Annotated in this window: 20 protein-coding genes and 4 tRNA genes; 22 read left to right on the top strand and 2 right to left on the bottom strand. The window is 56.7% G+C overall.

Translation table 11 applies throughout. From position 1 onward, the window contains the following. Positions 1-2: 2 nt before the first annotated feature. Positions 3-464 (bottom strand): archease, encoded by a 462-nt coding sequence (locus ACEW8N_RS13855; protein ID WP_373500423.1) that lies wholly within the window; start codon positions 462-464, stop codon positions 3-5. A 203-nt stretch (positions 465-667) separates the two neighbouring features. Here ACEW8N_RS13855 and ACEW8N_RS13850 point away from each other — a divergent pair, with 203 nt between their 5' ends. The 7 genes from ACEW8N_RS13850 to ACEW8N_RS13820 all read left to right on the top strand — a co-directional run bounded on the left by ACEW8N_RS13850 (position 668) and on the right by ACEW8N_RS13820 (position 7,993). Then, complete coding sequence (locus tag ACEW8N_RS13850; RefSeq protein WP_373500422.1) at positions 668-1,858, top strand: cytochrome-c peroxidase; 1,191 nt, start codon at positions 668-670, stop codon at positions 1,856-1,858. Positions 1,859-2,153: 295 nt separating this feature from the next. Beyond that, positions 2,154-2,768: a recombination-associated protein RdgC gene (rdgC, locus tag ACEW8N_RS13845; protein WP_373500421.1), complete on the top strand. Its 615-nt coding sequence runs from the start codon at positions 2,154-2,156 to the stop codon at positions 2,766-2,768. A 3-nt stretch (positions 2,769-2,771) separates the two neighbouring features. Next, positions 2,772-3,296, top strand: coding sequence for a hypothetical protein (locus tag ACEW8N_RS13840; protein ID WP_373500420.1), 525 nt, complete (start codon positions 2,772-2,774; stop codon positions 3,294-3,296). Positions 3,297-3,311: 15 nt separating this feature from the next. Beyond that, complete coding sequence (gene dnaN, locus ACEW8N_RS13835) at positions 3,312-4,427, top strand: DNA polymerase III subunit beta (protein WP_373500419.1); 1,116 nt, start codon at positions 3,312-3,314, stop codon at positions 4,425-4,427. Further along, a complete protein-coding gene (gyrB, locus tag ACEW8N_RS13830; protein ID WP_373500418.1) occupies positions 4,424-6,877 on the top strand; it encodes a DNA topoisomerase (ATP-hydrolyzing) subunit B in 2,454 nt (817 codons plus the stop codon). The genes dnaN and gyrB overlap by 4 nt, the downstream gene beginning before the upstream one ends. Positions 6,878-6,984: 107 nt before the next feature. Beyond that, positions 6,985-7,464 carry a hypothetical protein gene (locus ACEW8N_RS13825; RefSeq protein ID WP_373500417.1) on the top strand — a complete coding sequence of 160 codons (480 nt, stop codon included), beginning with the start codon at positions 6,985-6,987 and terminating at the stop codon, positions 7,462-7,464. A gap of 58 nt (positions 7,465-7,522) precedes the next feature. After that, positions 7,523-7,993, top strand: a complete 471-nt coding sequence (locus ACEW8N_RS13820) for a hypothetical protein (protein WP_373500416.1) — start codon at positions 7,523-7,525, stop codon at positions 7,991-7,993. A 256-nt stretch (positions 7,994-8,249) separates the two neighbouring features. On the opposite strand, the gene ACEW8N_RS13815 is transcribed toward ACEW8N_RS13820, so the two are convergent. Then, a tRNA-Pro gene (locus ACEW8N_RS13815) sits at positions 8,250-8,323 on the bottom strand. 293 nt (positions 8,324-8,616) lie between these two features. Here ACEW8N_RS13815 and ACEW8N_RS13810 point away from each other — a divergent pair. The 15 genes from ACEW8N_RS13810 (at position 8,617) to ACEW8N_RS13740 (ending at position 24,187) form a co-directional block, all read left to right on the top strand. Beyond that, positions 8,617-8,703: transfer RNA gene (locus tag ACEW8N_RS13810), tRNA-Leu, on the top strand. Positions 8,704-8,778: 75 nt separating this feature from the next. Continuing rightward, positions 8,779-10,110: a trigger factor gene (gene tig, locus ACEW8N_RS13805; protein WP_373500415.1), complete on the top strand. Its 1,332-nt coding sequence runs from the start codon at positions 8,779-8,781 to the stop codon at positions 10,108-10,110. Positions 10,111-10,311: 201 nt separating this feature from the next. Beyond that, positions 10,312-10,926, top strand: coding sequence for an ATP-dependent Clp endopeptidase proteolytic subunit ClpP (clpP, locus tag ACEW8N_RS13800; RefSeq protein WP_373500414.1), 615 nt, complete (start codon positions 10,312-10,314; stop codon positions 10,924-10,926). A 4-nt stretch (positions 10,927-10,930) separates the two neighbouring features. Further along, positions 10,931-12,175: an ATP-dependent Clp protease ATP-binding subunit ClpX gene (gene clpX / locus ACEW8N_RS13795; protein ID WP_373500413.1), complete on the top strand. Its 1,245-nt coding sequence runs from the start codon at positions 10,931-10,933 to the stop codon at positions 12,173-12,175. 18 nt (positions 12,176-12,193) lie between these two features. Beyond that, on the top strand, positions 12,194-14,647 hold the full coding sequence (gene lon / locus ACEW8N_RS13790) for an endopeptidase La (RefSeq protein WP_373500412.1): 2,454 nt from the start codon (positions 12,194-12,196) through the stop codon (positions 14,645-14,647). 238 nt (positions 14,648-14,885) lie between these two features. Next, a tRNA-Val gene (locus ACEW8N_RS13785) sits at positions 14,886-14,958 on the top strand. 33 nt (positions 14,959-14,991) lie between these two features. Continuing rightward, positions 14,992-15,068, top strand: a tRNA-Asp gene (locus tag ACEW8N_RS13780). A gap of 127 nt (positions 15,069-15,195) precedes the next feature. After that, on the top strand, positions 15,196-15,405 hold the full coding sequence (locus tag ACEW8N_RS13775) for a hypothetical protein (RefSeq protein ID WP_373500411.1): 210 nt from the start codon (positions 15,196-15,198) through the stop codon (positions 15,403-15,405). Between the two features lie 191 nt (positions 15,406-15,596). Next, the gene (locus ACEW8N_RS13770; protein ID WP_373500410.1) at positions 15,597-17,705 is read left to right on the top strand and encodes a TonB-dependent receptor domain-containing protein; all 2,109 of its coding nucleotides are present in this window, start codon (positions 15,597-15,599) and stop codon (positions 17,703-17,705) included. A 117-nt stretch (positions 17,706-17,822) separates the two neighbouring features. Next, a complete protein-coding gene (locus tag ACEW8N_RS13765; RefSeq protein WP_373500409.1) occupies positions 17,823-18,677 on the top strand; it encodes a TonB family protein in 855 nt (284 codons plus the stop codon). Between the two features lie 3 nt (positions 18,678-18,680). After that, positions 18,681-19,229 carry a MotA/TolQ/ExbB proton channel family protein gene (locus ACEW8N_RS13760; RefSeq protein WP_373500408.1) on the top strand — a complete coding sequence of 183 codons (549 nt, stop codon included), beginning with the start codon at positions 18,681-18,683 and terminating at the stop codon, positions 19,227-19,229. Then, positions 19,219-19,620: an ExbD/TolR family protein gene (locus ACEW8N_RS13755; RefSeq protein ID WP_373500407.1), complete on the top strand. Its 402-nt coding sequence runs from the start codon at positions 19,219-19,221 to the stop codon at positions 19,618-19,620. Before ACEW8N_RS13760 ends, ACEW8N_RS13755 begins: the two co-directional genes overlap by 11 nt. A 373-nt stretch (positions 19,621-19,993) precedes the next feature. After that, complete coding sequence (locus ACEW8N_RS13750) at positions 19,994-22,816, top strand: PAS domain S-box protein (protein ID WP_373500406.1); 2,823 nt, start codon at positions 19,994-19,996, stop codon at positions 22,814-22,816. 17 nt (positions 22,817-22,833) lie between these two features. Next, positions 22,834-23,481 (top strand): response regulator, encoded by a 648-nt coding sequence (locus tag ACEW8N_RS13745; RefSeq protein WP_373500405.1) that lies wholly within the window; start codon positions 22,834-22,836, stop codon positions 23,479-23,481. 298 nt (positions 23,482-23,779) lie between these two features. After that, positions 23,780-24,187 carry a response regulator transcription factor gene (locus tag ACEW8N_RS13740; protein ID WP_373500404.1) on the top strand — a complete coding sequence of 136 codons (408 nt, stop codon included), beginning with the start codon at positions 23,780-23,782 and terminating at the stop codon, positions 24,185-24,187. Positions 24,188-24,191 lie beyond the last annotated feature (4 nt).

Genomic DNA, 24,191 nt, shown 5'->3' with positions numbered 1-24,191 from the left:
TCTCAGATATCGAAGATGATCCGCGCCTCCCACCCGGACGGGACGGACGCCACGCCGATCTGGTGGTAGGTGACGGCCTTGATCTCCTGAAGGACCGCGTGGCGGCCCGGATCATAGGGTTCATAGAAAAGCCGGGCCGTGAGGCTATATGCCGAGATCGACAGCATCTCGGCCCTCCGGACGATGCGCTCCTCGCCGGTCCACTGGTAGAGGACCTCCCGCAGCCAGTTGACCATGAGATCGGGCCAGTCGTCCCCGGAAACCTGAAGCGTGAGGGTTTCCGCCGCCTCCGCGGGAACGCGCACCTCCACCAGCACGTCAAAGAGCGCGAAAACCGCCTCCGCGAACAGGGACGGCAGGTCGGTGGCCGTCACCCGCAGCCCGAAATCGGCCGTGTGGTCAATGATCTCATATGCCATGGCCCGGTTCATATCACCGATCGCCTTTTCGGGCAATGGCGCCATTCGCCGAATCCGAGGACAGGAAGCGGCAGCTCCGGCGACGGTAACCATTTGCCCCATCAGATATAGGAAATTCCTACCCGGGATTTAGGGTTTGCCCCATTGTTTGGAAGATTCAATAATGATATTAAAATATCCTAATTATTGACGGAGATAAATACTCTATCTCACTTTCTATCCATCAAAATTGCCAAGGAGGTGTGCGGATGAAAAAGCTCATGTTTGCAATTCTTGCCTTGATTTTTTTAGGGACGGCATCATCAGCTTCAGCGTTAGAACCAATAGAGGAATTGGGGAAGGCCATATTCTTCGATCAGAAGCTTTCGGTGCGCAATAACCAGTCTTGCGCTTCATGTCATGCTCCCAGTGTTGGATGGACAGGTCCCATCCCGGGATTCAATAAAGCTGGATCAGTTTACTTCGGTTCCGTGCGCACTAGATTTGGCAATCGAAAACCCCCTACGGTTGCTTATGGGGGAGACAGCCCAGTTCTTTATTACGATGGAGAAGCCTGGATTGGGGGCATGTTTTGGGATGGAAGAGCTACAGGGTCGGATCTCGGGGATCCGCTGGCCGAACAGGCCTTGGGTCCGTTTCTGAACCCCTTGGAGCAGGCCCTTCCAAATGCAAGTTACGTTGTGGATAGGGTTTGCAGCTCCAAGTATTCAGACCTATTCAAGAATGTTTGGGGGTCAGAAGCATGCACGAATGTGGCTGATGCCTACGATAACATCGGCCGGTCCATTGCTGCTTACGAACGTTCGTCCGAGGTTAGTCAGTTCAGCTCCAAATATGATGCATATTTGAATGGAAAGGCTTCTCTTACGGCTCAGGAATTGCGGGGACTTGAGCTGTTTAACGACAACGAAAAGGGGAAGTGTTCGGCTTGCCATATTAGTGAGGGGCTTAAACCCTTGTTCACGGACTTCACTTACGACAACTTGGGTGTCCCAAGAAACCCCCAGAACCCTTTTTATTTCGAGCCAGAGTGGAATCCTGATGGCTTGAATTGGGTAGACAATGGTCTTGGGGGTTTTCTTGAGAGCATAGGAGAACCTGATTATGCGTTGGAGATGGGTAAGCAGAAGGTCCCGAGTTTGCGTAATGTGGATAAACGCCCTGGACCGGGTTTTGTGAAAGCTTACGGCCACAACGGTTACTTCAAAAGCCTGGAGAGTATCGTGAACTTCTACAACACAAGGGATGTAAAACTGGAATGCCCCGACCCCTTCACCACCGAGGCAGATGCGCTATCCCAGGGCTGCTGGCCGGCTCCTGAGGTGGCCGACAACGTCAACACCGAAGAGCTCGGCGATCTTGGGCTTAGCGCTGATGAGGAGGCCGCTATTGTCGCCTTCCTGAAGACCCTCTCCGACGGCTACACTCCGAAAAAATGACAGGCGCGCCATCAGCTATCTGAAGTAAATCGTCCTTAACAAAATCCCAGAACTGATTTGAATCAACGCCAGGGTCGGAAACGGCCCCGGCGTTTTTTAATTCTAAGATCGAAACGTGATGCCATTTGAGCGTAAAGTGCTTCACCTGGATTGCGACGCCGCCAATATTCCTTAAAAACCCCTTGTAACCCCCGCTAAAACAGGATATAAACCACTGTTTACGAATATTGTTTTCACCGGGTTGCCCGCCGCGGATCGCGCCTGTTGCGGTACAGACCCTTTTTGACGGAGATCCATGGGAATATTGTCATCCACGGTGTCCATCACCCGTTACCGGGTGGAGGGGAAGATCGAAGAGCCGGTGCTGGAGACCATCGCCACGGGCCTGGCCAAAAACGCCATTACGGAGATCGACGACGAAGCCTCGGAAAAATCGGTGGGGTGGACCTCCCTGGAGAGCCCGTTCCGGCCCGACTTCAGCGGGTCTTCCTTCGTGATCGGCCCGTATCTGGTCTTTTCCCTCCGGATCGACAAGAAAAGCATTCCGGCCAAGATCGTCAAGAAGCACTACCAGATCGAGATGGCCAAACGGCTGACCGAAACCGGGCGGGAACACCTGGCCAAGAGCGAAAAGCAGGAGATCAAGGAGCGGGTTGTTGAACTGCTCAGCATGCGGATCCCGGCGACCCCCAGCGTGTGCGACGTCCTGTGGAATGTCGAGGAGGCGTACCTCTGGTTCTATTCCACCCAGAAAGCCGCCAACGAGGAGTTGGAAACCCTGTTCGCCAAATCGTTTAAAAGCAATCTCATCCGGCTCTTTCCCTATACCATCGCCCACCTTGCCGCCGGGCTTTCAGACGCGGAGCAGGACGCCTTGGCCGTCCTTTCCCCTGCGCGGTTTGCGGAGTAGCTCATGCTGGACATTGCCGTCGCCTACAACCGGTATGCTTTCCTGGGATATGAATTTTTGACCTGGCTCTGGTTCGTGGTGGAAAAAGACCGGGACCTCCCCGCCACCGTCGAACCGGAACTGACTGGCCTTGCCATGGGAAACCGCGTGGTCCTCGAAAACCGGATCCAGGAAGCCGTGGAGAGCATCACCATCAAGGGAGACGATGCCGGGCTCGAGGAGGGACTCCTGGCCCTCAGAAAAGGCGCGGTCGTCACGGAACTCAACCTCGTGTTCAAGATCGGTGAACAGGAATGGCGCTTCACCCTCAAGGGGGAAAGCTTTCACATCGCCGGCCTCAAGACCCCTGAAACCGGCGCCATCGAGACCCGCGACGATATCGAGGGGTTCCTCCTGGAGAAGGCCTACCTGGTGGAGAAGGCCGTCCGGCTCACCGACAGGCTCTATGGCCTCTTCCTCCGATCCAGGCTTTCCGGCGACTGGAATGAACGGGTGCTGCCACGGTTACAGAAGTGGATCCATGAATAGCGGAAGGTATCCTTTATGAAGTTCGTCATCAATAAAAACGATATTCGAAGTATCCTGGGAAAGGTTCAGGGGATCACCACCCGGCGGACCAATCTGGCCATCACGGAAACCCTCCTGATCGAGGCAACGGCGGATACGGTGAAGGTTACCGCCACCGACCTCGAAACGGGATTCGAGGGCGAATACCCCGCTACCGTGGAATCCCCGGGGCTGATCGCCATCAACGCGAAGAAACTATATGAAATCGTAAGGGATTTTCCCAGCGAATCCGTCGATGTCACCGAGGTGGAAAACCGCTGGATCGAGATCGGCAAGGGAAACATCGAGTACCATATCGTCGGCATGAACCCCGATGATTTCCCCGAGATTCCCCGGGTGGGCGATGGGCCCCTGTTCGAAATGGACGCGATGGCGCTGAAGCGGATGATCGAAAAAACGATCATCATCGCCGGCATGCCGGATGACAATCGCGCCCATGTCAACGGTATTTATCTCGAAAATATCGTCGACGGCGATTCAAAGGTGCTGAAAATGGTCTCCACCGACGGAAGCCGCCTGTCTACAGTCGACTATCCCTATGACGCCGGCGAGTGCCCCGTCGAGAAGGGCATCCTGATCCCCAAAAAGGGGCTTGGCGATGTACTGAAATTCCTGGGGCCCGAGAAGACCCTCCACATCGGTCTCAACGGCAGCCATTTCGTCGTCAAAAAAGAGAACGAAATCTTCACCATCCGCCTGCTGGAAGGGGAATACCCCAACTACAAGAATATCATCGTCAGGGGCATCGGCCACGATATCCCGGTGGATCGCCATCTCTTTCTCATGGTTCTCAAACGGATGTCCATCCTCTGCTCCGAAAACTACAAGGGCGTCATCTTCAATTTCGAAAACAACCTCTTGACCGTTCGGGCGACCAATCCCGAAATCGGTGAATCCAAGGAAGAGATGGCCATCGAATTCGAGGGGGACCCCATCGAAGCGGCGTTCAACCCGAAATATTTTATCGACACCCTGAGCGTCATCGAAGATGACGGCGTCATCATCAATATCCTCAGTGCCGACAAACCCTGCCTCGTTGAGGGGGAAAACGACAAGAGCTACCTGAGCATCATCATGCCGATGAAAATATGACAAAAGAACAACGATCCAAAAACAATTACACCGCCGATAACATCAAGATCCTGGAGGGCCTCGAGGCCGTCCGGAAGCGGCCTTCCATGTACATCGGAAACATTGACATGGAAGGGCTGCACCATCTGGTCTACGAGGTGGTCGACAACAGCATCGACGAGGCCATGGCCGGGTATTGCGACACGATCCAGGTAAAGGTGCACCCGGACAATTCGGTCAGCGTGGAGGACAACGGCCGCGGGATCCCCGTGGACATGCACGAAAAGGAGAACGTTCCGGCGGTGGAGGTCGTCCTGACCAAGCTCCATGCCGGCGGCAAGTTCGACAAGAACTCCTACAAGGTTTCCGGCGGCCTCCACGGCGTCGGCATTTCGGTGGTGAACGCCCTCTCGTCCCTGCTCGAGGTGGAGATCTACACCGGCGGGAAAATATACCACCAGACCTATTCCCGCGGGGCCAAGACCTGCGAACTCACGGTGATCGGAGAGACCGAAAAACAGGGGACCAGGGTCCGCTTCAAACCCGACACCGAGATCATGAACTCCGACAATTTCAACTATGAAACCCTGAGCCGCAGGCTGCGGGAGCTGGCCTTCCTGAACAAGGGCGTCCGCATCACCATCGAGGATGAACGGTCGGACGAGAAGGAGGCGTTTTTCTACGAAGGCGGACTGGCCTCCTTCGTGGAGTATCTCAACCGGCGGGACACTGCGCTGCACGAGCCCATTTTCATCCAGGGGGAGCGGAACGAGGTCGTGATCGAGGTCGCCATCCAGTACAACGACACCTATAAGGAGAAGATGTTCTCCTTTGCGAATAATATCAATACGATTGAAGGCGGGTTCCACCTCATCGGCTTCAAGGCCGCCCTGACCCGCTCCCTCAACAGCTACGCGGCCGGCAGCAACCTCCCCAAGAACCTCCAGACCAAGTTCAGCGGGGACGATGTGCGGGAAGGCCTTTCGGCCATCATCAGCATCCGGATCAAGGAGCCCCAGTTCGAGGGCCAGACCAAGACCAAGCTGGGGAACAGCGAGGTGAAGGGCCTCGTGGAATCCCTGGTCAATGAAAAGCTGACCCTCTATCTGGGCGAAAACCCCGCAGTGGCGAAAAAGATTCTCGCCAAGGCGGTCGATGCGGCACGGGCCAGGGATGCGGCCAAGCGGGCCCGGGACCTGGCCCGGAGCACCGGCGCCCTGGTCGACTCCACCCTCCCGGGGAAGCTGGCGGACTGCCAGTATTCAGACCCCAAGGACCGGGAGCTCTTCCTGGTGGAGGGCGACAGCGCCGGCGGGTCGGCCAAGCAGGGAAGAGACCGTCGGTTCCAGGCCATCCTGCCCCTCAAGGGGAAGATCCTGAACGTTGAAAAGGCCCGGCTCGACAAGATCCTCAGGAGTGACGAGATCAAGAACATCATCACCGCCCTGGGCGCCGGGGTGGGGGGCGAAGAGTACGACATCGACAAGATCCGCTACCACAAGGTCATCATCATGACCGACGCGGACGTTGACGGGTCCCATATCCGCACCCTCCTCCTGACCTTCTTCTACCGCCAGATGAAGGAGATCATCGAAAAAGGCTACCTCTACATCGCCCAGCCCCCGCTCTTCCGCGTGGGCAAGGGCAAAAGCGAAATCTACCTCAAGGATGAGGCCGGCCTCAACGAGCATCTCCTGAGGAGAATCTGCTCCCAGAAAGTCGTCCGCAGCAATACCGCCGCTGCGGCCCTGTCGGACCATGAACTCTATCTGTTCGTGGGGGACCTGGCCGAATACCTCAAGGGGCTCGGGAGGCTGTCGCGGGGAGGGGGCATCCGGCTGGAGGTCGTTGAATTCATGATCCGCTACGGCCTCGATGAAACCTTTCTCCAGGACCGGGAGAAGATGATGGGCCTGAAGGCGGCGCTGGAAAGCCGGGGATGCGAGGTGAGCGATCCCGAGTGGTGCGAGGATCGAGGCGTTTACGAGATGACCATCGGCATCTGCGACGAGATGGGCGAAGAGACGGTCATCCGGGATATCGCCGCCAAGACCCAGGAGCCCCTGAAGCTCGGCCGCCGCTTTGTCCACTCGCCGGAATTCCAGAAATGCCGGCAGCTCTCCGAAAAGATCTTCGCCTTCGGAGACCCGCCGTATACCGTCGAGAATGCAGAAAAGGGCGAGGATGGCAAGAAATTCGAAGACAAGCGATCGCTCCTCCATTATCTCCTTGAAGAGGGAAAGAAGGGGATCCAGATCCAGCGCTACAAAGGCCTCGGGGAGATGAACCCCGAACAGCTCTGGGAGACGACCATGAACCCCGCGCCGGACAGGCGGACCCTCCTGAGGGTCAAGGTGGAGGACGCCGTCGGGGCGGACGAGATCTTCACCCTCCTCATGGGGGACGTGGTCGAACCCCGACGGGAATTCATTCAGAGCAACGCCCTCGCGGTGAGCACGCTCGACATATAGGCCTGTGCTGCTCCAGCGGATCGGAATGCTGAAAGGAACCCGACGGCCCGTAACCCCAAACCATGCATTTCGATCACAGCGCCCGGATCAAGGAGGTGGACCGCCGCATGACGACCAACCTATCGAGAAGACAGAACCCCCTGCCCGCCGTGGAAACCGTTAAAAGCGTCATCAGCCTCGTCGCCACATGCCTGGGCCTCGCCATCATCATCATCGGCCTCCGGTACACCATGGAAATCTTTCAGCTCGTTTTCACCATCCTGAAATCCCCCGCCTATCTGACCGGCGTGATCCAGGAGATGGCCGACAGCATCGGCGGCAGCGCATTTGATCTCCGGCTGGACGGCAGGGCTGTCCCCCTGGCCAATATCATGGCCCTCACGGTCTACTGCTGCGGCGCCTTCCTGATCGCCTGGCTGACGCTCGCGATGATGCACACCGGCGCGAAAATCGTCTCGCTGACCACGGACGACCGGAGCGCCGTGAAACACCTGCTCAGGAGCGCCTTCGGCATGTCGGCGCCTGCCGGCGCCGCGGCATCGGATCCCGATGCGGCGGACCGCTCCGCCGGCCGGCCCCCGTCCTGAAATATCCGCCGGCAACCCACCGGGTTCGGGCTGACGGAAGGCGATCGAGGTTTCGAAGATGATCCACACGATCGAGCGCACCCAGATGCTTCCCATCTCCGCAACAGCGGCCTGGGCTTTTTTTTCGTCCCCACGGAACCTCCCGGACATCACCCCGCCCTGGCTGGCCTTTTCCCTGACGTCGGATCCAGCGGAGACCATGTATCCTGGCATGATCCTCACCTACTGCCTGAAGCCGCTCAAGGGCGTATCCATGTGCTGGGTGTCCGAGATCACCCATGTCGCAGAGCCCCGTTTCTTCGTGGACGAACAGCGCATCGGGCCCTACCGCCTCTGGCATCATCAGCATTTCTTTCGCGAGACGCCTGAGGGCGTCGAGATGACCGACATCGTCCATTACGCCCTGAAATGGGGCCTCTTCGGCGATATCGCCCATCGCTGGATCGTCCGGAAAAAGCTGGACCGCATCTTCGATTACCGTCGAGACCGTCTCGTAGAGATTTTCCCAGAATTGCAGCATCATTTTTGAGTCCGACCGGTTACCCCGAAACCGTTTTGAATTCCTTATTATCTGCTGCATTATCTGCTGCTGGATTTCCCCATTGGTCACCAAGCCATCGGCAAGCGGATGCACCACGGCCATGGGCGAGATCGCCGGGATCCGGACGGAAAAAAAATGGGATCGTACTTTTACGCGCTCTCCGGGATAGGGATTGGAAGGGGATACCCATGAAAAAATAAAAAACGGGTTGCAGTTTTCACCGTAACCCGTTGATTTCTTTGAGTCGGGGCGGAGGGATTTGAACCCCCGGCTTTCTGCTCCCAAAGCAGACGCGCTACCAGGCTGCGCCACGCCCCGACACGTCGGACGTGAACCCGTTAGCACGATATGCGCCGGAATGCAAGATTTTGTTGACCCCGCGGGCGTTCGAGGACGCCCGCGGCGGCCGAAAAACGGTCCGGCATGCCGGGCGCGCAAAGGCGCGCCAGAACCGTTTCGATTTTCAATTTTTCTTGACACCAAAATCGTTTGGTATTATTCTCCTACATTGTATATTTTGAAAGCTGAATAACTTCAGGCTATTGTCGCATGTTTTCGATAAAAGCGGGGGATCTTAGGCTGTTTGGCTTTTTTTTGAAAGCAGTATCGATGCGAGAGTGGCGGAACTGGTAGACGCACTGGACTTAGGATCCAGCTCTGGGAACAGAGTGGGAGTTCGAGTCTCCCCTCTCGCACCAATATAGGGTTTCATATCAGCGTGCCTGAAGGGAGGGACTGACTTCAGGCATTTGATTTATTTGGAGAGGAATACGATGGAAGTGAATGTGGAAAATCTGAGCAGCGTGAAAAAGATCCTGCATATCGAAGTCCCGAAGGATGTCGTCAACAGGGAGATCGACAATGCCTACAAAGACCTCAGGAAAACAGCCAAGATCAAGGGATTCCGCCCCGGGAAGGCACCCCGCCAGGTATTGGAGCAGCATTACAGGAAGGACGTGCACGCGGACGTCTCATCCAAACTGATCCAGAAATCGTTTTCCGACGCCGTCAAAAGCAACAGCATGGAGGTGATCGGAACCCCCCAGATCGATCCGCCGGAGCTGGCATATGACAACGCATACGCCTTTGATGCCACCGTTGAGATCCGCCCCGAACTCGATACCATCGATTTCTCCGGCATCACCCTGAAAAAGACCCGTTACCCGATGACGGATCAGGAGATCAACGGTCAATTGAAGGCGCTTCGGAGAAACCTGACCCGCCAGGAGAAGATCGACGAGTTCCGGCCTGTCGTGACGGACGATTTTGTCCTGATCGACTACGAAGGTTTCAAGGATGGGCAGCCTTTTGAAGAGACCCAGCGGACGGAAAATTTCACCATGAAGATCGGTTCGGCCCATATCGCAGCCGCCTTGGATGAGGCGGTCATCGGCATGAAACCCGGTGAAGCCAGAACGGTATCCGTGACCTTTCCCGAGGATCACGCCAACGAAAAGCTGAAAGGCCAGGAAATTGCCTTCAACATCACCCTGAAGGAGATCCGGAAAGAGGTTCTTCCCGAGATCAACGATGATTTCGCAAAAAATTTCGGAAAGTTCGAAACCCTGGAAGACCTGAAGGCCGAGATCGTCAAGAACCTCTCCCAAGGATACGAGAAGCGAACCGAGCAGGAATTGAACGAGCAGATCTTCACCACGCTTCTGGCGCGGATCGATTTCGAGGTTCCGGATTCCATGGTCGACTATGAGCTGGAACACATCGTCTCAGACGCCGAACGGGCTTTCAGCTATCATAACATGAGCATGGAGGAGATGGGCATGACCCACGAGGTGCTCCGGGAAAAATACCGGGACACCGCCCTCAAGCAGGTCAAACGCCACCTGATCCTGGGCAAGATCATCGACCAGGAAGCGCTGGCGGTTTCGGAAGAGGAATTGACCCGGGGCTATGAAAACATGGCCCAGTCCTTCCGCCAGCCGGCGGAAGAGATCCGAAAATTCTATGAAGCAACCGAAAACCAGGAACGGCTCGCCTATTTCAAACATACGCTGCTTGAAAAGAAAGCGATAGAACTTATCATTACCAGGAGTGATATCGAAGAGGTAGCGGCGGAATTAGCCTCGGAAACCGAAGAAAGCGCATAACAACGGAAGCGCTTGCAGCCACGAGCAGATACCTGGAGCCCCTCGGGTATCTGCTCAGGATTCCCCAATCTTATCCCGATCCTCTCCTCCGATCACCTCCCGGCATGCACGCGGCCATACGGGCCGACATCGTCGAAATTGATATGTTTGTTTTGATTCAAAAAATTTCCCCATCTTAACGTTCAAAGCAAGGAGAATACCGTGCCGTTGATTCCCATGGTCGTTGAGCAGAGCAGCAGAGGCGAGCGCGCTTATGACATCTACTCCAGGCTCCTGAAAGACAGGATCATATTTCTGGGTACGGCGATTACGGATGAAGTCGCCAACCTTCTGATTGCCCAGCTTCTTTTTCTCGAATCTGAAGATCCGGAAAAAGACATCAATTTTTATATCAACTCTCCAGGCGGCGTCGTCACGTCGGGTCTTGCGATCTACGATACGATGCAGTACATCAAGCCCGATATCGCCACCGTCTGCATCGGCCAGGCGGCGAGCATGGGCGCGGTGCTTCTGGCCGCCGGAAGCAGGGGAAAGCGGTATTCGCTTCCCAATTCCCGCATCATGATCCACCAGCCCATGGGCGGATCCCAGGGGCAGGCCTCGGATATCGCCATACAGGCCAGGGAGATCCTTCGCATGAAGGACACCCTGAACGAGATCCTGGCGAAGCATACCGGCCAGGAGTTGGAGAGGATTCAGCGCGACACGGATCGCGATTTCTTCATGTCGGGGCAGGACGCAATGGACTACGGGCTCGTTGACCACGTGATGGCCAGCCGGGATGACCTCGATCATTTGGTAGATAAAAAGGAGTAATGCGATGAGCAGAAAAAGCGACGAAAACGACAACCTCTTCTGTTCCTTCTGCGGAAAGAGCCAGAACGAGGTAAAGAAGCTGATAGCGGGTCCGGCCGTATACATCTGCGATGAATGTATACAGCTCTGCAGTGAAATCATCGAGGAGGAGAGCGAAAAGGACGCCCGGGAGACCGAGGTGGCCATGATCCCCAAGGAAATCAAGAAGAAGCTCGATGAATACGTCATCGAACAGGAGGACGCCAAGAAGGTCCTGTCGGTGGCCGTCTACAACCACTACAAGCGACTCGATTCCCAGGTGGTATCGGGCGAGGTGGAGATCCAGAAGAGCAATATCCTGCTGATCGGGCCGACTGGCTCCGGGAAAACCCTGCTCGCCCAGACCCTGGCCCGGTTTCTGAACGTCCCCTTCACCATCGCGGACGCCACGAGCCTCACCGAGGCCGGCTACGTCGGGGAGGATGTTGAAAACATCATCCTCGCGCTCCTGCAGAATGCCGACTACGATGTCGAGAAAGCCAAGCGGGGCATCGTTTACATCGATGAGATCGACAAGATCGCCAGCAAGTCCGACAACCCCTCCATCACCCGTGACGTTTCGGGGGAGGGCGTGCAGCAGGCGCTCCTCAAGATCATCGAGGGAACCACGGCGAGCGTCCCGCCCAAAGGCGGCCGAAAGCACCCCCAGCAGGATTTCGTCAAGGTCGAGACCTCGAACATCCTCTTCATCTGCGGCGGCACCTTCAACGGCCTCGACAAGATCATCCGCCAGCGGACCGGCTCCAAGACCATGGGCTTCGGATCCAAGATCACCCGGTCCGACGAGCGGAACGTAGGGGAGGTTCTTAGAGACGTCCAGCCCCAGGACCTCATCAAGTTCGGCCTCATCCCCGAATTTCTGGGGCGGCTTCCGGTAATCGCGACCCTGGGAGAACTCAACGCCTCCTCCCTGATCCGCATCCTGACCGAACCCAAGAACGCCCTGGTCAAACAGTACCAGAAGCTGTTCGAGATGGAAGGGGTCAACCTGAGGTTGACAGACAGCGCCCTCTCCGCTATTGCAAAAGAAGCCCTGAAACGAAAATCGGGGGCCCGCGGGCTGCGGGCGATCATGGAAAGCTGCATGCTCGACATCATGTACGACATCCCCTCCATCGGCAACGTCAAGGAGTGCGTCATCGGCGAGGATGTCGTCCTGAACAAGGAAGAACCCATTCTTCTCTACGAGCAAACCAAAAAACAGGCGTAAGGATGTACTGAAGATATAATGATCAATTTTCCAAAAATTCTGCGTAAAGATGACGACAGCGGACCCTCGAACCTGGTGCTGCCCCTCCTGCCGCTGCGGGATATAGTGGTGTTTCCCCACATGGTGGCGCCGCTTTTCGTGGGCCGAACCAAGTCGGTGAACGCCCTTGCCGACGCCATGAACAGCGAGAAGAGCGTCTTTCTCGCCATTCAGAAAAAAGCCGGGATCGACAAACCCGAACCCAAAGATATCAACATCGTCGGGACCATCGGCAACGTGCTTCAACTGCTCCGTCTGCCGGACGGCACCGTCAAGGCCCTGGTGGAGGGAAAATCCCGGGGCATCATCCACAACTTCATCCCCAACGAAACGTTCTTTCAGGTCGAGGCCATGGTGCTGACGGAGCCGACGGCGCTTCCGGCCGACCACGTCGCCCTCACCCGGACCATCGTTGACAGCTTCGAGGAATATGCCAAGCTGAACAAGAGCATTTCCAAAGACCTCATCAGCAGCGTGGCCGGCATCACGGAACCCTCCCGGCTGGCCGATACCGTCGCCGCCCATTTCTCCTTCAAGATCGAGGACAAACAGCGCCTCCTGGAAGAGGTGGACCCCTACAAGCGGCTCTCCCTTCTGCTCAGCCTCATCAAGATGGAGGTTGAGGTTTACGAGATGGACCAGCGCATCAAGGTCCGGGTCAAGGAGCAGATGGAGAAGACCCAGAAAAACTACTATCTGAACGAGCAGATGCGCGCCATAAAGAAAGAAATGGGGTCCGAGGACGACGGGTCGGAAGAGCTGGATGACCTGGAAAAGCGGATCCGGCGAAAGCGGATGAGCAGCGAGGCCAAGGCCAAGGTCTTTCAGGAGTTCAAGAAGCTCAAGATGATGACCCCCATGTCGGCCGAGGCCACGGTGGTGCGCAACTACATCGAATGGATCATCAGCCTGCCCTGGTTCGACCGCAGCCGGATCCACATGGATCTCGAACAGGCCGAGAAGATTCTAGATGAAGACCATTACGGCCTGGAAAAGCCCAAGGAGCGGATCATAGAATACCTGGCCGTTCAGGCCCTGGTGAAAAAGCTCAAGGGGCCGATTCTCTGCCTGGTGGGGCCTCCGGGCGTCGGAAAAACCTCCATCGCCAAATCCGTCGCCAGGGCCACCGGACGGAAATTCGTGCGCCTGTCCCTGGGCGGCGTCCGGGACGAGGCCGAAATCCGGGGCCACCGTCGGACCTATATCGGCGCCATGCCGGGAAAGATCCTCCAGTCCCTCAAGAAGGTGGGGGTGAACAACCCGGTCTTCTGCCTCGACGAGGTCGATAAAATGAGCATGGATTTCCGGGGAGACCCGTCGGCGGCGCTCCTGGAAGTGCTCGATCCGGAGCAGAACAACAGTTTCAACGACCACTACCTCGACCTGGATTACGACCTGTCGGAGATCTTTTTCATCACGACGGCCAACACCCTGCCCGACATTCCGCTTCCCCTCCAGGACCGGATGGAGGTGATCCGGCTGCCCGGCTATACGGAATATGAAAAATACCACATCGCCACGGATTACCTGGTGTCCAAGCAGATCGAGGCCAACGGGCTGTCCGGCAAGGACATCCAGTTCAACAAGAGCGCCATCTACACGATCATCCAGCAGTACACCCGGGAGGCCGGCGTCAGAAATCTCGAACGTGAAATTGCGTCCATCTGCCGGAAGATCGCCCGGGAGTTCACCAAGGACCAGACCCTCGCATCCTTCCGCGTGACGCCGAAACTGGTCTTCAAATACCTGGGGCCGCCGCGCTTCCGGCACAGCCAGGTCGAGGAGAAAGACCAGGTGGGCATCGTCAACGGGCTTGCCTGGACCCAGTTCGGCGGGGAGCTTCTGTGCGTGGAGACCGCGGTCATGCCGGGCAAGGGCAGCCTCACCGTCACCGGCAAACTTGGGGATGTCATGAAGGAATCCGCCCAGGCCGCCTTCAGCTATGTCCGTTCGCGGGCAAAGGCCCTTTCCATCAACGTCGATTTTTACAAGGATGTCGATCTGCACATCCATGTGCCGGAAGGGGCCATCCCCAAAGACGGCCCGTCGGCGGGCATCGCCATGGGGGTGTCGCTGTCGTCGGCCCTGACCGGGCGGCCCGTCCATCGGGATATCGCCATGACCGGTGAAATCACCCTGCGCGGCCGGGTGCTGCCCATCGGCGGCCTCAAAGAGAAGATCCTGGCGGCCCACCGGGCAGGCATCAACAAGGTGTTGATTCCCAAAGAAAACGAGAAGGACCTGAAAGACATCCCCGCGGCGGTATCCAGGCAGATCAAGATTGTCCCGGTGGAACACATGGACGAAGTCCTCTTCCACGCGCTGCGGCCGCCCCAGTCCGACAATCCATCGGTCGTGGAGGATGCCAAGATGGCCGTCGAGATGATTCCCAAGGAGGCGGAGGATCTGGTTCAGGGAACCATCATCAATTAACGGACCCGTCAAATTTAATTCATCCGCAAAAAATTGACTTTCAGACGGTTTCGTAAAAGGTTCGAGATCAAGGCTTGCAAGTCCCGAGGAATGAGGCGTACTGTAAGTACGCCGCAGTGACGAGGGATGAAGCATAACGCAGATATCGGACTTTTTAAGGAACCGTCAAATTTATCTTGACATCGTTTGATCATCTTGCTATTACCTTTTCGCTTTTGACGGAAATGCTGCGGAGCAAGGGCGGGTAGCTCAGCTGGGAGAGCATCGGCCTTACAAGCCGAGGGTCACAGGTTCAAGCCCTGTTCCGCCCATCAGTATTTTCCCGACTTTCCGATGTCATCTTCGGGGGCGTAGTTCAGTTGGTTAGAACGCCGGCCTGTCACGCCGGAGGTCGCGAGTTCGAGTCTCGTCGCTCCCGCCACAATCTAAAAAGGTCAGCTCATCCGGGCTGGCCTTTTTTGTTTCTTTTGCACATCTTTTTGCAGATTTCTTTTACTTCGCGGGCAACGCACGACGCCTCATAATATTTCATCGCCCATTCCGGCGTCGTGGGGATCTTTGTCCTATTCGGCATCATCCTCTCGGTCGGCATCAGAAAGCTGGAGCGCCAGCGGACCGAAAACCTCCAGACGCCGGCGCTGGCGAACCAGCGCCTCTCCGCCGAAATTGAGGAACGCGAAAAAGCCCAGGAAGCCCTGAAGGCGAGTGAAACCCTGTTCCGGATCGTATTCATTCGTGAATCTAAATTTTTTTCTTGATAATCCATTCTTTTCAAAATATATTCAATGCGATAAGCTATCTTTTTTGTACAATCCGAAAAAGCGCCGGCAGCAACATTTTTCTTAAAGTTATTGGCTTTTTCTGGTTTGCCTGACAGGTTCTTCTTAAAGCGGAAGCACCCGATACGGAATGCGTAATAAACCTAACCCCATGGTCATAGGAGGTGTGTATGCTTCGAATTGTCATGCTGGTCGGAATTTCGGCCTGGCTGCTCACGAGCCCTACCCTGGTCCGCTCCACCGAACCTGCGCCGCCGGAAGAGGATACCGTGTTCGAGGAAGAAATCGTCGAGGCGCCGCAGGAGCCGAGCGCGGAGGTCATCACCACCGACATCCTCGAGATGAAGCGCGAGTCAACCGTCAGCGACCTGGTGGTCAAGGAGCTTGGCGTGGCCGGCGTGCGACGCGGCGGAAGCGCGCCCGAACCGGTCATCCGCGGTCTCGGGTTCGAGCGCGTTCAGACCCAGATCGGCGCCATCCCCATCTATGGCGGCTGCCCGTCGCGCATGGACCCGGCGTCTACCTATATCCCCACCCACGCCATACAGTCGGTCAGGATTCTCAAGGGAATGCCGTCGGTGACCGAAGGTCCCGCCGGCACCGCCGGACGCATACTGGCGGATACCGAATATGAACGAGAACCCGGCAGCTCGCCGGAGGTACACGGCTTCGCCAAAGGCTTCGGTGAAACCGCCAGGAAAGGCGGCGGCGGCGAGGCGGGCATCCGGGGCGGAAACGACTGGTTCGACGGAAGCCTTTCGGCCGGGTTCACGAAACTCGACGATTACGAGAGTCCTTCCGGCGTGAAAGTGCCCGCCGAATATCAGGATTTGAGCGTAGCGGCCTCGGCCGGCTTCCGGCCTTTTGAAAATCACCGCTGGTCCAACAGCTACATCCATGTGGACACGAGCGACATCGATTTCCCGTCCCTGCCCATGGACAGTATCGATTCGAATTTCGATTTCTTCAGCACCGGCTACCGCGTCAACTTCGACCAGAGCAAATTGAGGGCGCTCAACTTCGAAGCCGGCTTAACCAATGTCGACCATCTCATGGATAACCGCTTCAAGCCCAACCGAAACATGATGATCGCCGAAACACCCACCGAGTCGGATACCTACGCGGGCAAACTGTCAGGCGACATTCAGATAGGCGACGCCCTATCCCTGACCCCCGGCATCGATTTCTATACCCTCAACCGGGATGCCACCCGGCGCCGTCAATTCGTTGTCGGCCCCAATGCGGGAAAGGTTTTCTTCGACCGGATCTGGCCGGACGCCAGCCAGACGGATTTCGGCCTGTTTTTCGAGGCCAACACCCGGCTCTCCCCGACCCTGGACCTGCGGACGGGACTCCGCGGGGATGTCGTTGATAACGAAGCCGGGGCGGCGGATGCCCCCAGCCTTGGCGGTAAAACCGTACGCCAGAATTATGTGCGATTTTATGGCCCGGACGCCGCCGACGTCGACGCTACGGATGTGACCGGGTCGGGCAACGCGGTGCTGGAATGGCAGGCCACGAATCACCTCGAGGTATTTACCGGCGCTGCCGTGAGTTCCCGCTCGGCGGGCGTTACCGAGCGATATTTCGCCTTTGCCCCGGCTTCCGGCGGGTTCCTCGTGGGAAACCCGACGCTGGATCCCGAGGTCAAGTATGAAATCGATGCCGGCACGGCGTGGAAAAGCAAACAGGTGCAAGCTGAGGTATCGGGCTTCGCAGCCTATGTCGACGACTACATTTACAGCACCCAGATCGCCTACCAGGATATCGACGGCGACGGCATGTCGGACATCATCCGCGGCTACGAGAACATCAACGCCCTGCTGTATGGCGCAGAGGTCGGCGTCGTTTACGATCCCCTGAATTACCTGCGGTTTCCCGTGAGTGCCACGTATGTCGCGGGCAGAAATCGAAGCGACGACCGTGACCTGCCCGAAATTCCGCCGCTGGAGGTTCGGGCCTCGGTGATCGTGCACGGCGGAAAAGACATGGCATGGTGGGGCGAGTTCGGCGGCCGTTTTGTCGCCCGCCAGAGCAACATTGACGAAACCTTCCCTGAAAACGAGACGGCATCATTTCAGGTCTTTCACCTTCGCGGCGGTCTGAGCATCGCATCGGCCATAAAACTGGAGGCAGGCGTCGAGAACCTGTTCGATGAGGATTACAATGAACACCTGACCCGGGAGTCCGCCTTCAATTACGGAAACGGATTGGGGTTCAACGACGAAATCCCGGAACCTGAACGCAGCTTCTACATCACCCTGCGCTACGATTTCTGATGTATATCGGAAACTGCGGCAGATCTCCGCGCCCCGGCGTCATTGGATTTTCCAGCGCCTGCATACATCGTCATGAAATCAGGCAGTTCGATCCTAAATCAGCGTGCCGGGGGTTGAATGGGTTTTCTGCGCACGGTTTTTGATGCCGCTATATTGCGCTGGGAACTGATGGCGTCCATGGCCTTGCATGGCGCACTGTTCTTGTTGCCTGAACATATTTTCATTCCGCCCCCCCAAGAGAGCCCCATCACGGAGATACGAATGATGGTCGAGGTCACGCCACCGGATCCTCAACAGCCTCCTGCGCCGCAGGAGCGACCTGAAACGCCACCCCCTCCGGTTCCCACTCGGCCTGATCCCGAGCCGGCGACTCTGCCTGAACCTCCGGAGCCTGAACCGGTGACGACCGCAATTTCCGAACCTGAACCGCCGGAGCCCAGGCTCGCTCCAATTCCTGTTCCCCGGTCAAAGGCCGTCCCCCAGCCGCCGAAGAAACCCAAATCCGTTGCCAGAACAAGACCAACAAAGCCCAAGGCTGTTCATCCACCGAAACCCATTCCCAGGCCCGAATCAACACCTCCGGTGTCGGCTTCCACGGCCCCGAAGGTCCCCCCGATCGGGTCATCGGTTGCTCCGAAGGCATCGACACGCCGCGATCAGGCAACGGTTGCCGCACCCCCGGCGGAGGCGATCTTCGGTTCGGACGATGGGCCAAAGTTCAACCGCCGCGTCAGAACCCGCTATCCGCGCGCAGCCATTCGCGCGCGGATAGCGGGTACCGTCGTTCTGCGACTGACCATCGACTCCCGGGGACGCCTGAACGAGATTGAGGTGGTCACGTCCGCCGGACAGGATCTTGACGAGGCGGCGATTCGCGCAGTTCGTGCGTCAACGTTCCATCCAGCCCTGCGAGACGGGTTGCCGGTCGCCAGCCGCGCCATCCTGCCGATCCGATTCAAACTCAAGGAGTGAGGTATGTTGGATCTCTTTCTAAAAGGCGGCCCCCTCATGTGGCCTATCTTGATCTGTTCAGTGGTGGCCCTCGGCGTGGCGCTGCAAAAATGGCTGATGCTGCGGCGGGCCTTGCAACAGCTCTCGGTCCGGATTGATGACGTGGTGGAACAGCGCCCGCCCCTCCTATCCCCGATAATGTATGCCATAGATACCGGGTGCAGCGACGAGGAAATCACGCTTATTGGCTCCGGGCAGCTTCGCAGTTTGCAGCGTGGCCTTGGCATGCTCTCACTGATCTCGTTGATAAGCCCGCTATTGGGGCTTACCGGCACCGTAACCGGAATGATAGAGGCCTTTCAAACCATCGCTCTCCAACAGGGTCGGGTCGAAGTGTCCATGCTGGCCGGGGGCATCTGGCAGGCGCTGCTGACCACCGCCGCCGGGCTGCTCGTTGCCATTCCAAGCCATGTCGCCTTTCACGTCCTGGATGGGCAGATGGACGACATCGCCGCATCAATGAAAGAGGTGGCGATAGTTTTAAAGAAAAAAAAGGAAAAGCATGAATTTTGAACGCCCGCCCCGAAAGCACGTTTATATTGAGGTCGCACCGCTGGTGGACGTGGTTTTCCTGTTGCTGCTCTTTTTTGTGCTCAGCTACAACATGGCTGACGAGTCTGCCATCGACGTGCTTCTGCCGCCTTCGTCCGAAGCCGATCAGCCCGTTCCGGATGGACTCATCATTGCGATTCTGGCCGATGGCGATGTCTTTCTCAACGATGTTTCCTATCCGCTTCAAGAGCTGGCCGCCCTGTTGCGCAGCCTGAGAGAGGCCGACGGCGGGCAGACCGTATGCATCCATGCCGACCAGCGACTGGAAGTCCTTCGATTGATGAAAGTGGTCGATGCCGTCAGGGCATCCGGGTGCACCTCATTCAGTATTGTCACCAGGATCGATGAATGAATACAAAGCCGCCCTCCTGACCAAACACCACCCCTCCAATAAAAGCGCAAAGGCTTCTCAATCGGCAGCAGGCATTGGCTGGCAAAAATTGCCATGAATATCAATTTTTCGTTGAAACCATGCACCATGATGAAACAGCCATCGACCAACATCGTGTTCAACCGCTGCTCTCATTGGCCAAACCAACCATATATCCTCCCGTATTCAAACCAATATCGCATCCTGATGCATCTCCTGACATACGCTTTTTGGGACGGTTGCATAATTTTTGCAGAATTCTTTTACAACTTTTGGCAAATATTTGGTAAACATATTGACATCCCCGGGCAACGCACAACTACGCCGACAAAAAGCGCAGAAGCCGATGCAACAGATGAGATTTTCTGAACATCAAGCCATCCCCCCCAAAGACGCCGCCTCGGCTTCCATCCGGCAGATTTATCTGCTGGCCGGGGGCATCATCATCATCCTGTCCGGACTGGTGGTTTACGGGTTTTATATGGGGGTTCGGCTGGAGCGGATCGACTCCCCCCTCATCATCGCCGTTCATGAACTCCAACTGGAGGCCGGCAGCGCGAGGCTGTTGATTGACAATGCCCTGAACAGCCAAATGGAAGGCAAGGTGGAAAACGCCTGGAGGTATATGGACCAGGCGCTTTGGTATTTTCAACGCCTGTGTGCCACCCGTGAAAAGATCGGCCATCCGATCCTCACCCACCTGCCGTCAGAGCTGGATAAACAGCTTGAGACGCTAAGCGACAAGATAACCCAGTTCAAGTCTTCGACGCGCCACGTGATTTCAGCCAAACGAAACGGCAAGGACACCGCCGGCCTGGAAATGAAAAACCGTGAGGATTTCAACGCCCTGATGGCCTATCTGAATGAAATGGAACGATCGCTCAAGGCCGTCGCCGGTAAAAACCAGCGCCATTATTTCATCGCCTATTCCGGCGTCGTGGGGATCTTTGTTGTATTGATGATCATCCTGGCGGTCGGTATCAAAAAGTCAGAGCGCCAGCGGACCAGAAACCTCCAGACCCTGGCGCATATAAACGAGCGCCTCTCCGCCGAAATTGAGGAGCGCCAAAAAGCGCAGGAAGCCCTGAAGGCGAGTGAAACCCTGTTCCGCGACATCTTCCGCACCAGCCCCGAGGCGATTAACATCAGCCGGCTGAAGGACGGCATGATTCTGGATATCAACGAGGGCTTTACGACGCTCACCGGCTGGAGCCAGGCGGATGCCGTCAGGAAGACCGTCGAAGATCTCAAATTATGGAAGAACCCCGGGGATCGAAAAGAATTCATCGATGATCTGAGAAAAAACGGGTTTGTCCGCAATCTGGCGACCCACTTCATTACCCGAAGCGGGAGCGTCAGATCCGTTCTGCTCTCTTCGAAAATCTTCGACCTTAAAAACGAACCCCATATTTTGACGGTCACCCGGGACATCACGGAAATCAAGGCGGCTGAAGCCCGGCTGAAGCAAAGCGAGGAAACCTTCAGGTCTTTTTTCGAGTCCGCCGCCGACATGATTCATATGCTCGATCCCGAAGGCCGTATTCTCATGACCAATCCGGCGGCCCTCGACCGGCTGCAGTACAGCGCAAGGGAGATGTTCGGCAGAAAACTGGCGGAATTCATGTCGATCCTTTCCGGTCAGGCCTTCCGGGGAAATTTACAGCCGCTCCTCTCCAATGGATTTCACCGGGGGGAATACGAATTCATCGCCAAAGACGGAAGCACGATCAGCGTTGATGCTTCGGACTCGTGCATTCGTGATGAAACCGACACTCCCGCCTATATCATCAGCTTTCAAAAAGACATCACCGAACGCAAACTGGCGGAATGGAAACTCAACGCCTCCTATACATTTCTGGCCATCGCCAATCGCCACACAGAGATGACCCCCGTTCTGGAAGACTTCATCAAAGAAATCCGTGAAATCACCGACTGCCAGGCAGTCGCCGTTCGTATCCTGAATGAAACTGGAAGCCTGCCCTATGCCGCCACCCATGGCTTTGACCCGGAATTCTGCCCGCTGAAAAAAGCAGGGGGCGAGAACAACACCGGCATTTGCAAACATATTCTCGATCACACCGCTCCCCAGAACCTGAATTGCTTTACCCCATACGGTTCTTTTCACCACAATCAGTGCACCCGGTTCTGGGGAACGGCCCCCGGATACGAAAAAGATCCATTGCACAATCCCTGCTGCCAGTTCGGCTTTGAATCGCTGGCCCTGATCCCGATTCGATCCGGCAACGAAAGCATCGGCCTGATCCACGTGGCGGACAGGCGGGAAAACCAGATTCCTTTCGATATTGTGGATATTCTCGAAGGTGGGGCCATGCAACTGGGTTCCGCCATCCAGCGCATCCGCGCTGAAAATGCGCTGAAGGCCTCCTATGGCATGCTGGAAAAAAAAGTCCAGGAACGAACCGAAGCGCTCCTGCAGACCAATGCAAAGCTGAAACAGGAAATAGCGGAGCACCTCAAAACCGAGCAGTCCCTTCTCCACTACCAGGTTCAGCTTCGAAAACTCTCCGCCGTGCTTCTCAAAACCGGAGAGCTTGAACGCCGCAGGATTGCCACGGAAATCCACGACCGCATCGGCCAGACGCTTGCCATCGCCAAAATCCAACTGGGCGCGCTCCGGGCTGCGGCCTCCGACGATACAACGCTGAAAGCGATTGACGACATTCGAGACCTGGTCGCCCAGACCATCAAAGACACCCGTTCGCTGACCTTTGAATTGAGTCCGCCGGTGCTCTACGAACTGGGGCTGATCTCCGCGCTGCAGTGGCTGGCGGAAAACCTCGGCAATCAGAGCCATCTCATCATTCATGTCAAGCAGAACCACAGCGATGAAACCCTGCTGGACGGCAATGCCCGGGAGTTGCTGTTCCGCACCGTCCGGGAGCTTCTTCTCAACGCGGTCAAGCACGCCCGGGCCAGCCAGGCGATCATTTCCATCCGCATCCGGCCGGATCATGTCCAGGCGACCGTCAGTGACGACGGCGTCGGGTTCTCGCCCGAAAATATCCAAGCCGAAGACAACAGTTCCCTTGGATTCGGACTTTTCAGCATCCAGGAGCAATTGAACCACCACGGCGGCCGCTTAACCATTGATTCCTCCCCGGGAAAAGGGGCCCGGATGACCATCGATCTGCCGTTGACATCAGGCGAACTATCCTGAAAACAAAGGAAACGCTCATGACCATTAAGATTCTGATCGCCGATGATCACAAGATCGTCCGTGACGGCCTGAGGCAGATGCTCGAACATCAGGGGGGCTACGAGGTTGTCGGCGAAGCCGAAAACGGGCGCAAGGCCCTTCAACTGGCCCGAAAGCATCATCCGGATATCGCCATCATGGACATCAGCATGCCCGACCTGAACGGCATCGACGCCGCCCGCCAGATGATCGCCGAGATCAGCGGCATCCGAATCATTGTGCTTTCCATGCATTCCGACAAGCAGTATGTGGACCAGATGCTGAAGGCGGGGGTCAGCGGCTATCTGCTCAAGGACTGCGCCTTTGAGGAACTCAACCGGGCCTTGAAAACGATCATCCGGGGCGGCGTATACCTCAGCGCTGATGTGGCCGGGCTGGTGGTGCAGGACTATGTGGGGCACCTCCGGGAGAGGGCGCCGGACCCCTCGGTCGAACTCACCTCTCGGGAAAGGGAAGTGCTGCAACTGATTGCCGAAGGCCGTTCCACCAAAGCCATCGCCGAAATCCTCAACATCAGCGTCAAGACCGTTGAAACCCACCGTAAAAAACTTTTGGAAAAGCTGGATGTCAAGAGCATTGCGGAACTCACCAAGATCGCCCTCCGCGAGGGGTTGACCACTCTGTAGATCCAGGGGGCGGCCGTCCCCGGCACCCCCTTTCAGCCAGTCTTCCCAGGCCGGATTTGCCTCCCTCGCCCCCGGGCCAACGAAAATTCCGGGAGAAACAGGGTTTTTCAAAGCCAAAATCAGGGATTGCCTGATTGTAATTCTCCTGGAGCCCGCCTATATTATTCCTAAAAGAATACCTTTTTGAGATGATTCGATCTGTTCGTCCCCGAGGCCGGGTAACGCCCCGGGATCGAGTCGCTGCGGAACGGGTCGGGGCAGGAGAGAGGGGACGGCGGCAACCGGTTAGGGGGTGACCATGGCGATCAGGGTTCTTCTGGTGATTGACCCGGGCATCGGGTGGGAAGGCCTGCGCCGGCTCATTCAACAGCATCCCTGCCTGCGGCTTGCGGCGGAAGCCTCGGACATCCGTTCAGCCCTGGAACTGACCCGAAGGCTTCAGCCCGACATCGTGATCCTGGATATCAATATCCCGCTGCCGGAAATTATCCGGACCGTACAAAACATGATTCGCCATGCCCCTGCCGTCAAGGTGATCACCATATCCATGCAGTCCGACCGGCTATACGCCGAGAAGAGCTTTCTATCCGGAGTCTCCGGCTACCTCCTGAAGGAATGCGCTTATGAGGAATTGATTCCCGCCATCCATCATGTCATGACCGGGAGGGCATACCTGAGCCGGGATATTTTCCGAATTCGTGCCTGATCCG

It is taken from the genome of Desulfococcus sp., from assembly GCF_041737845.1.
In the GTDB taxonomy this organism is placed as follows: Bacteria; Desulfobacterota; Desulfobacteria; order Desulfobacterales; family Desulfococcaceae; genus Desulfococcus.
This window is presented reverse-complemented; position numbering and strand designations above follow the sequence as displayed.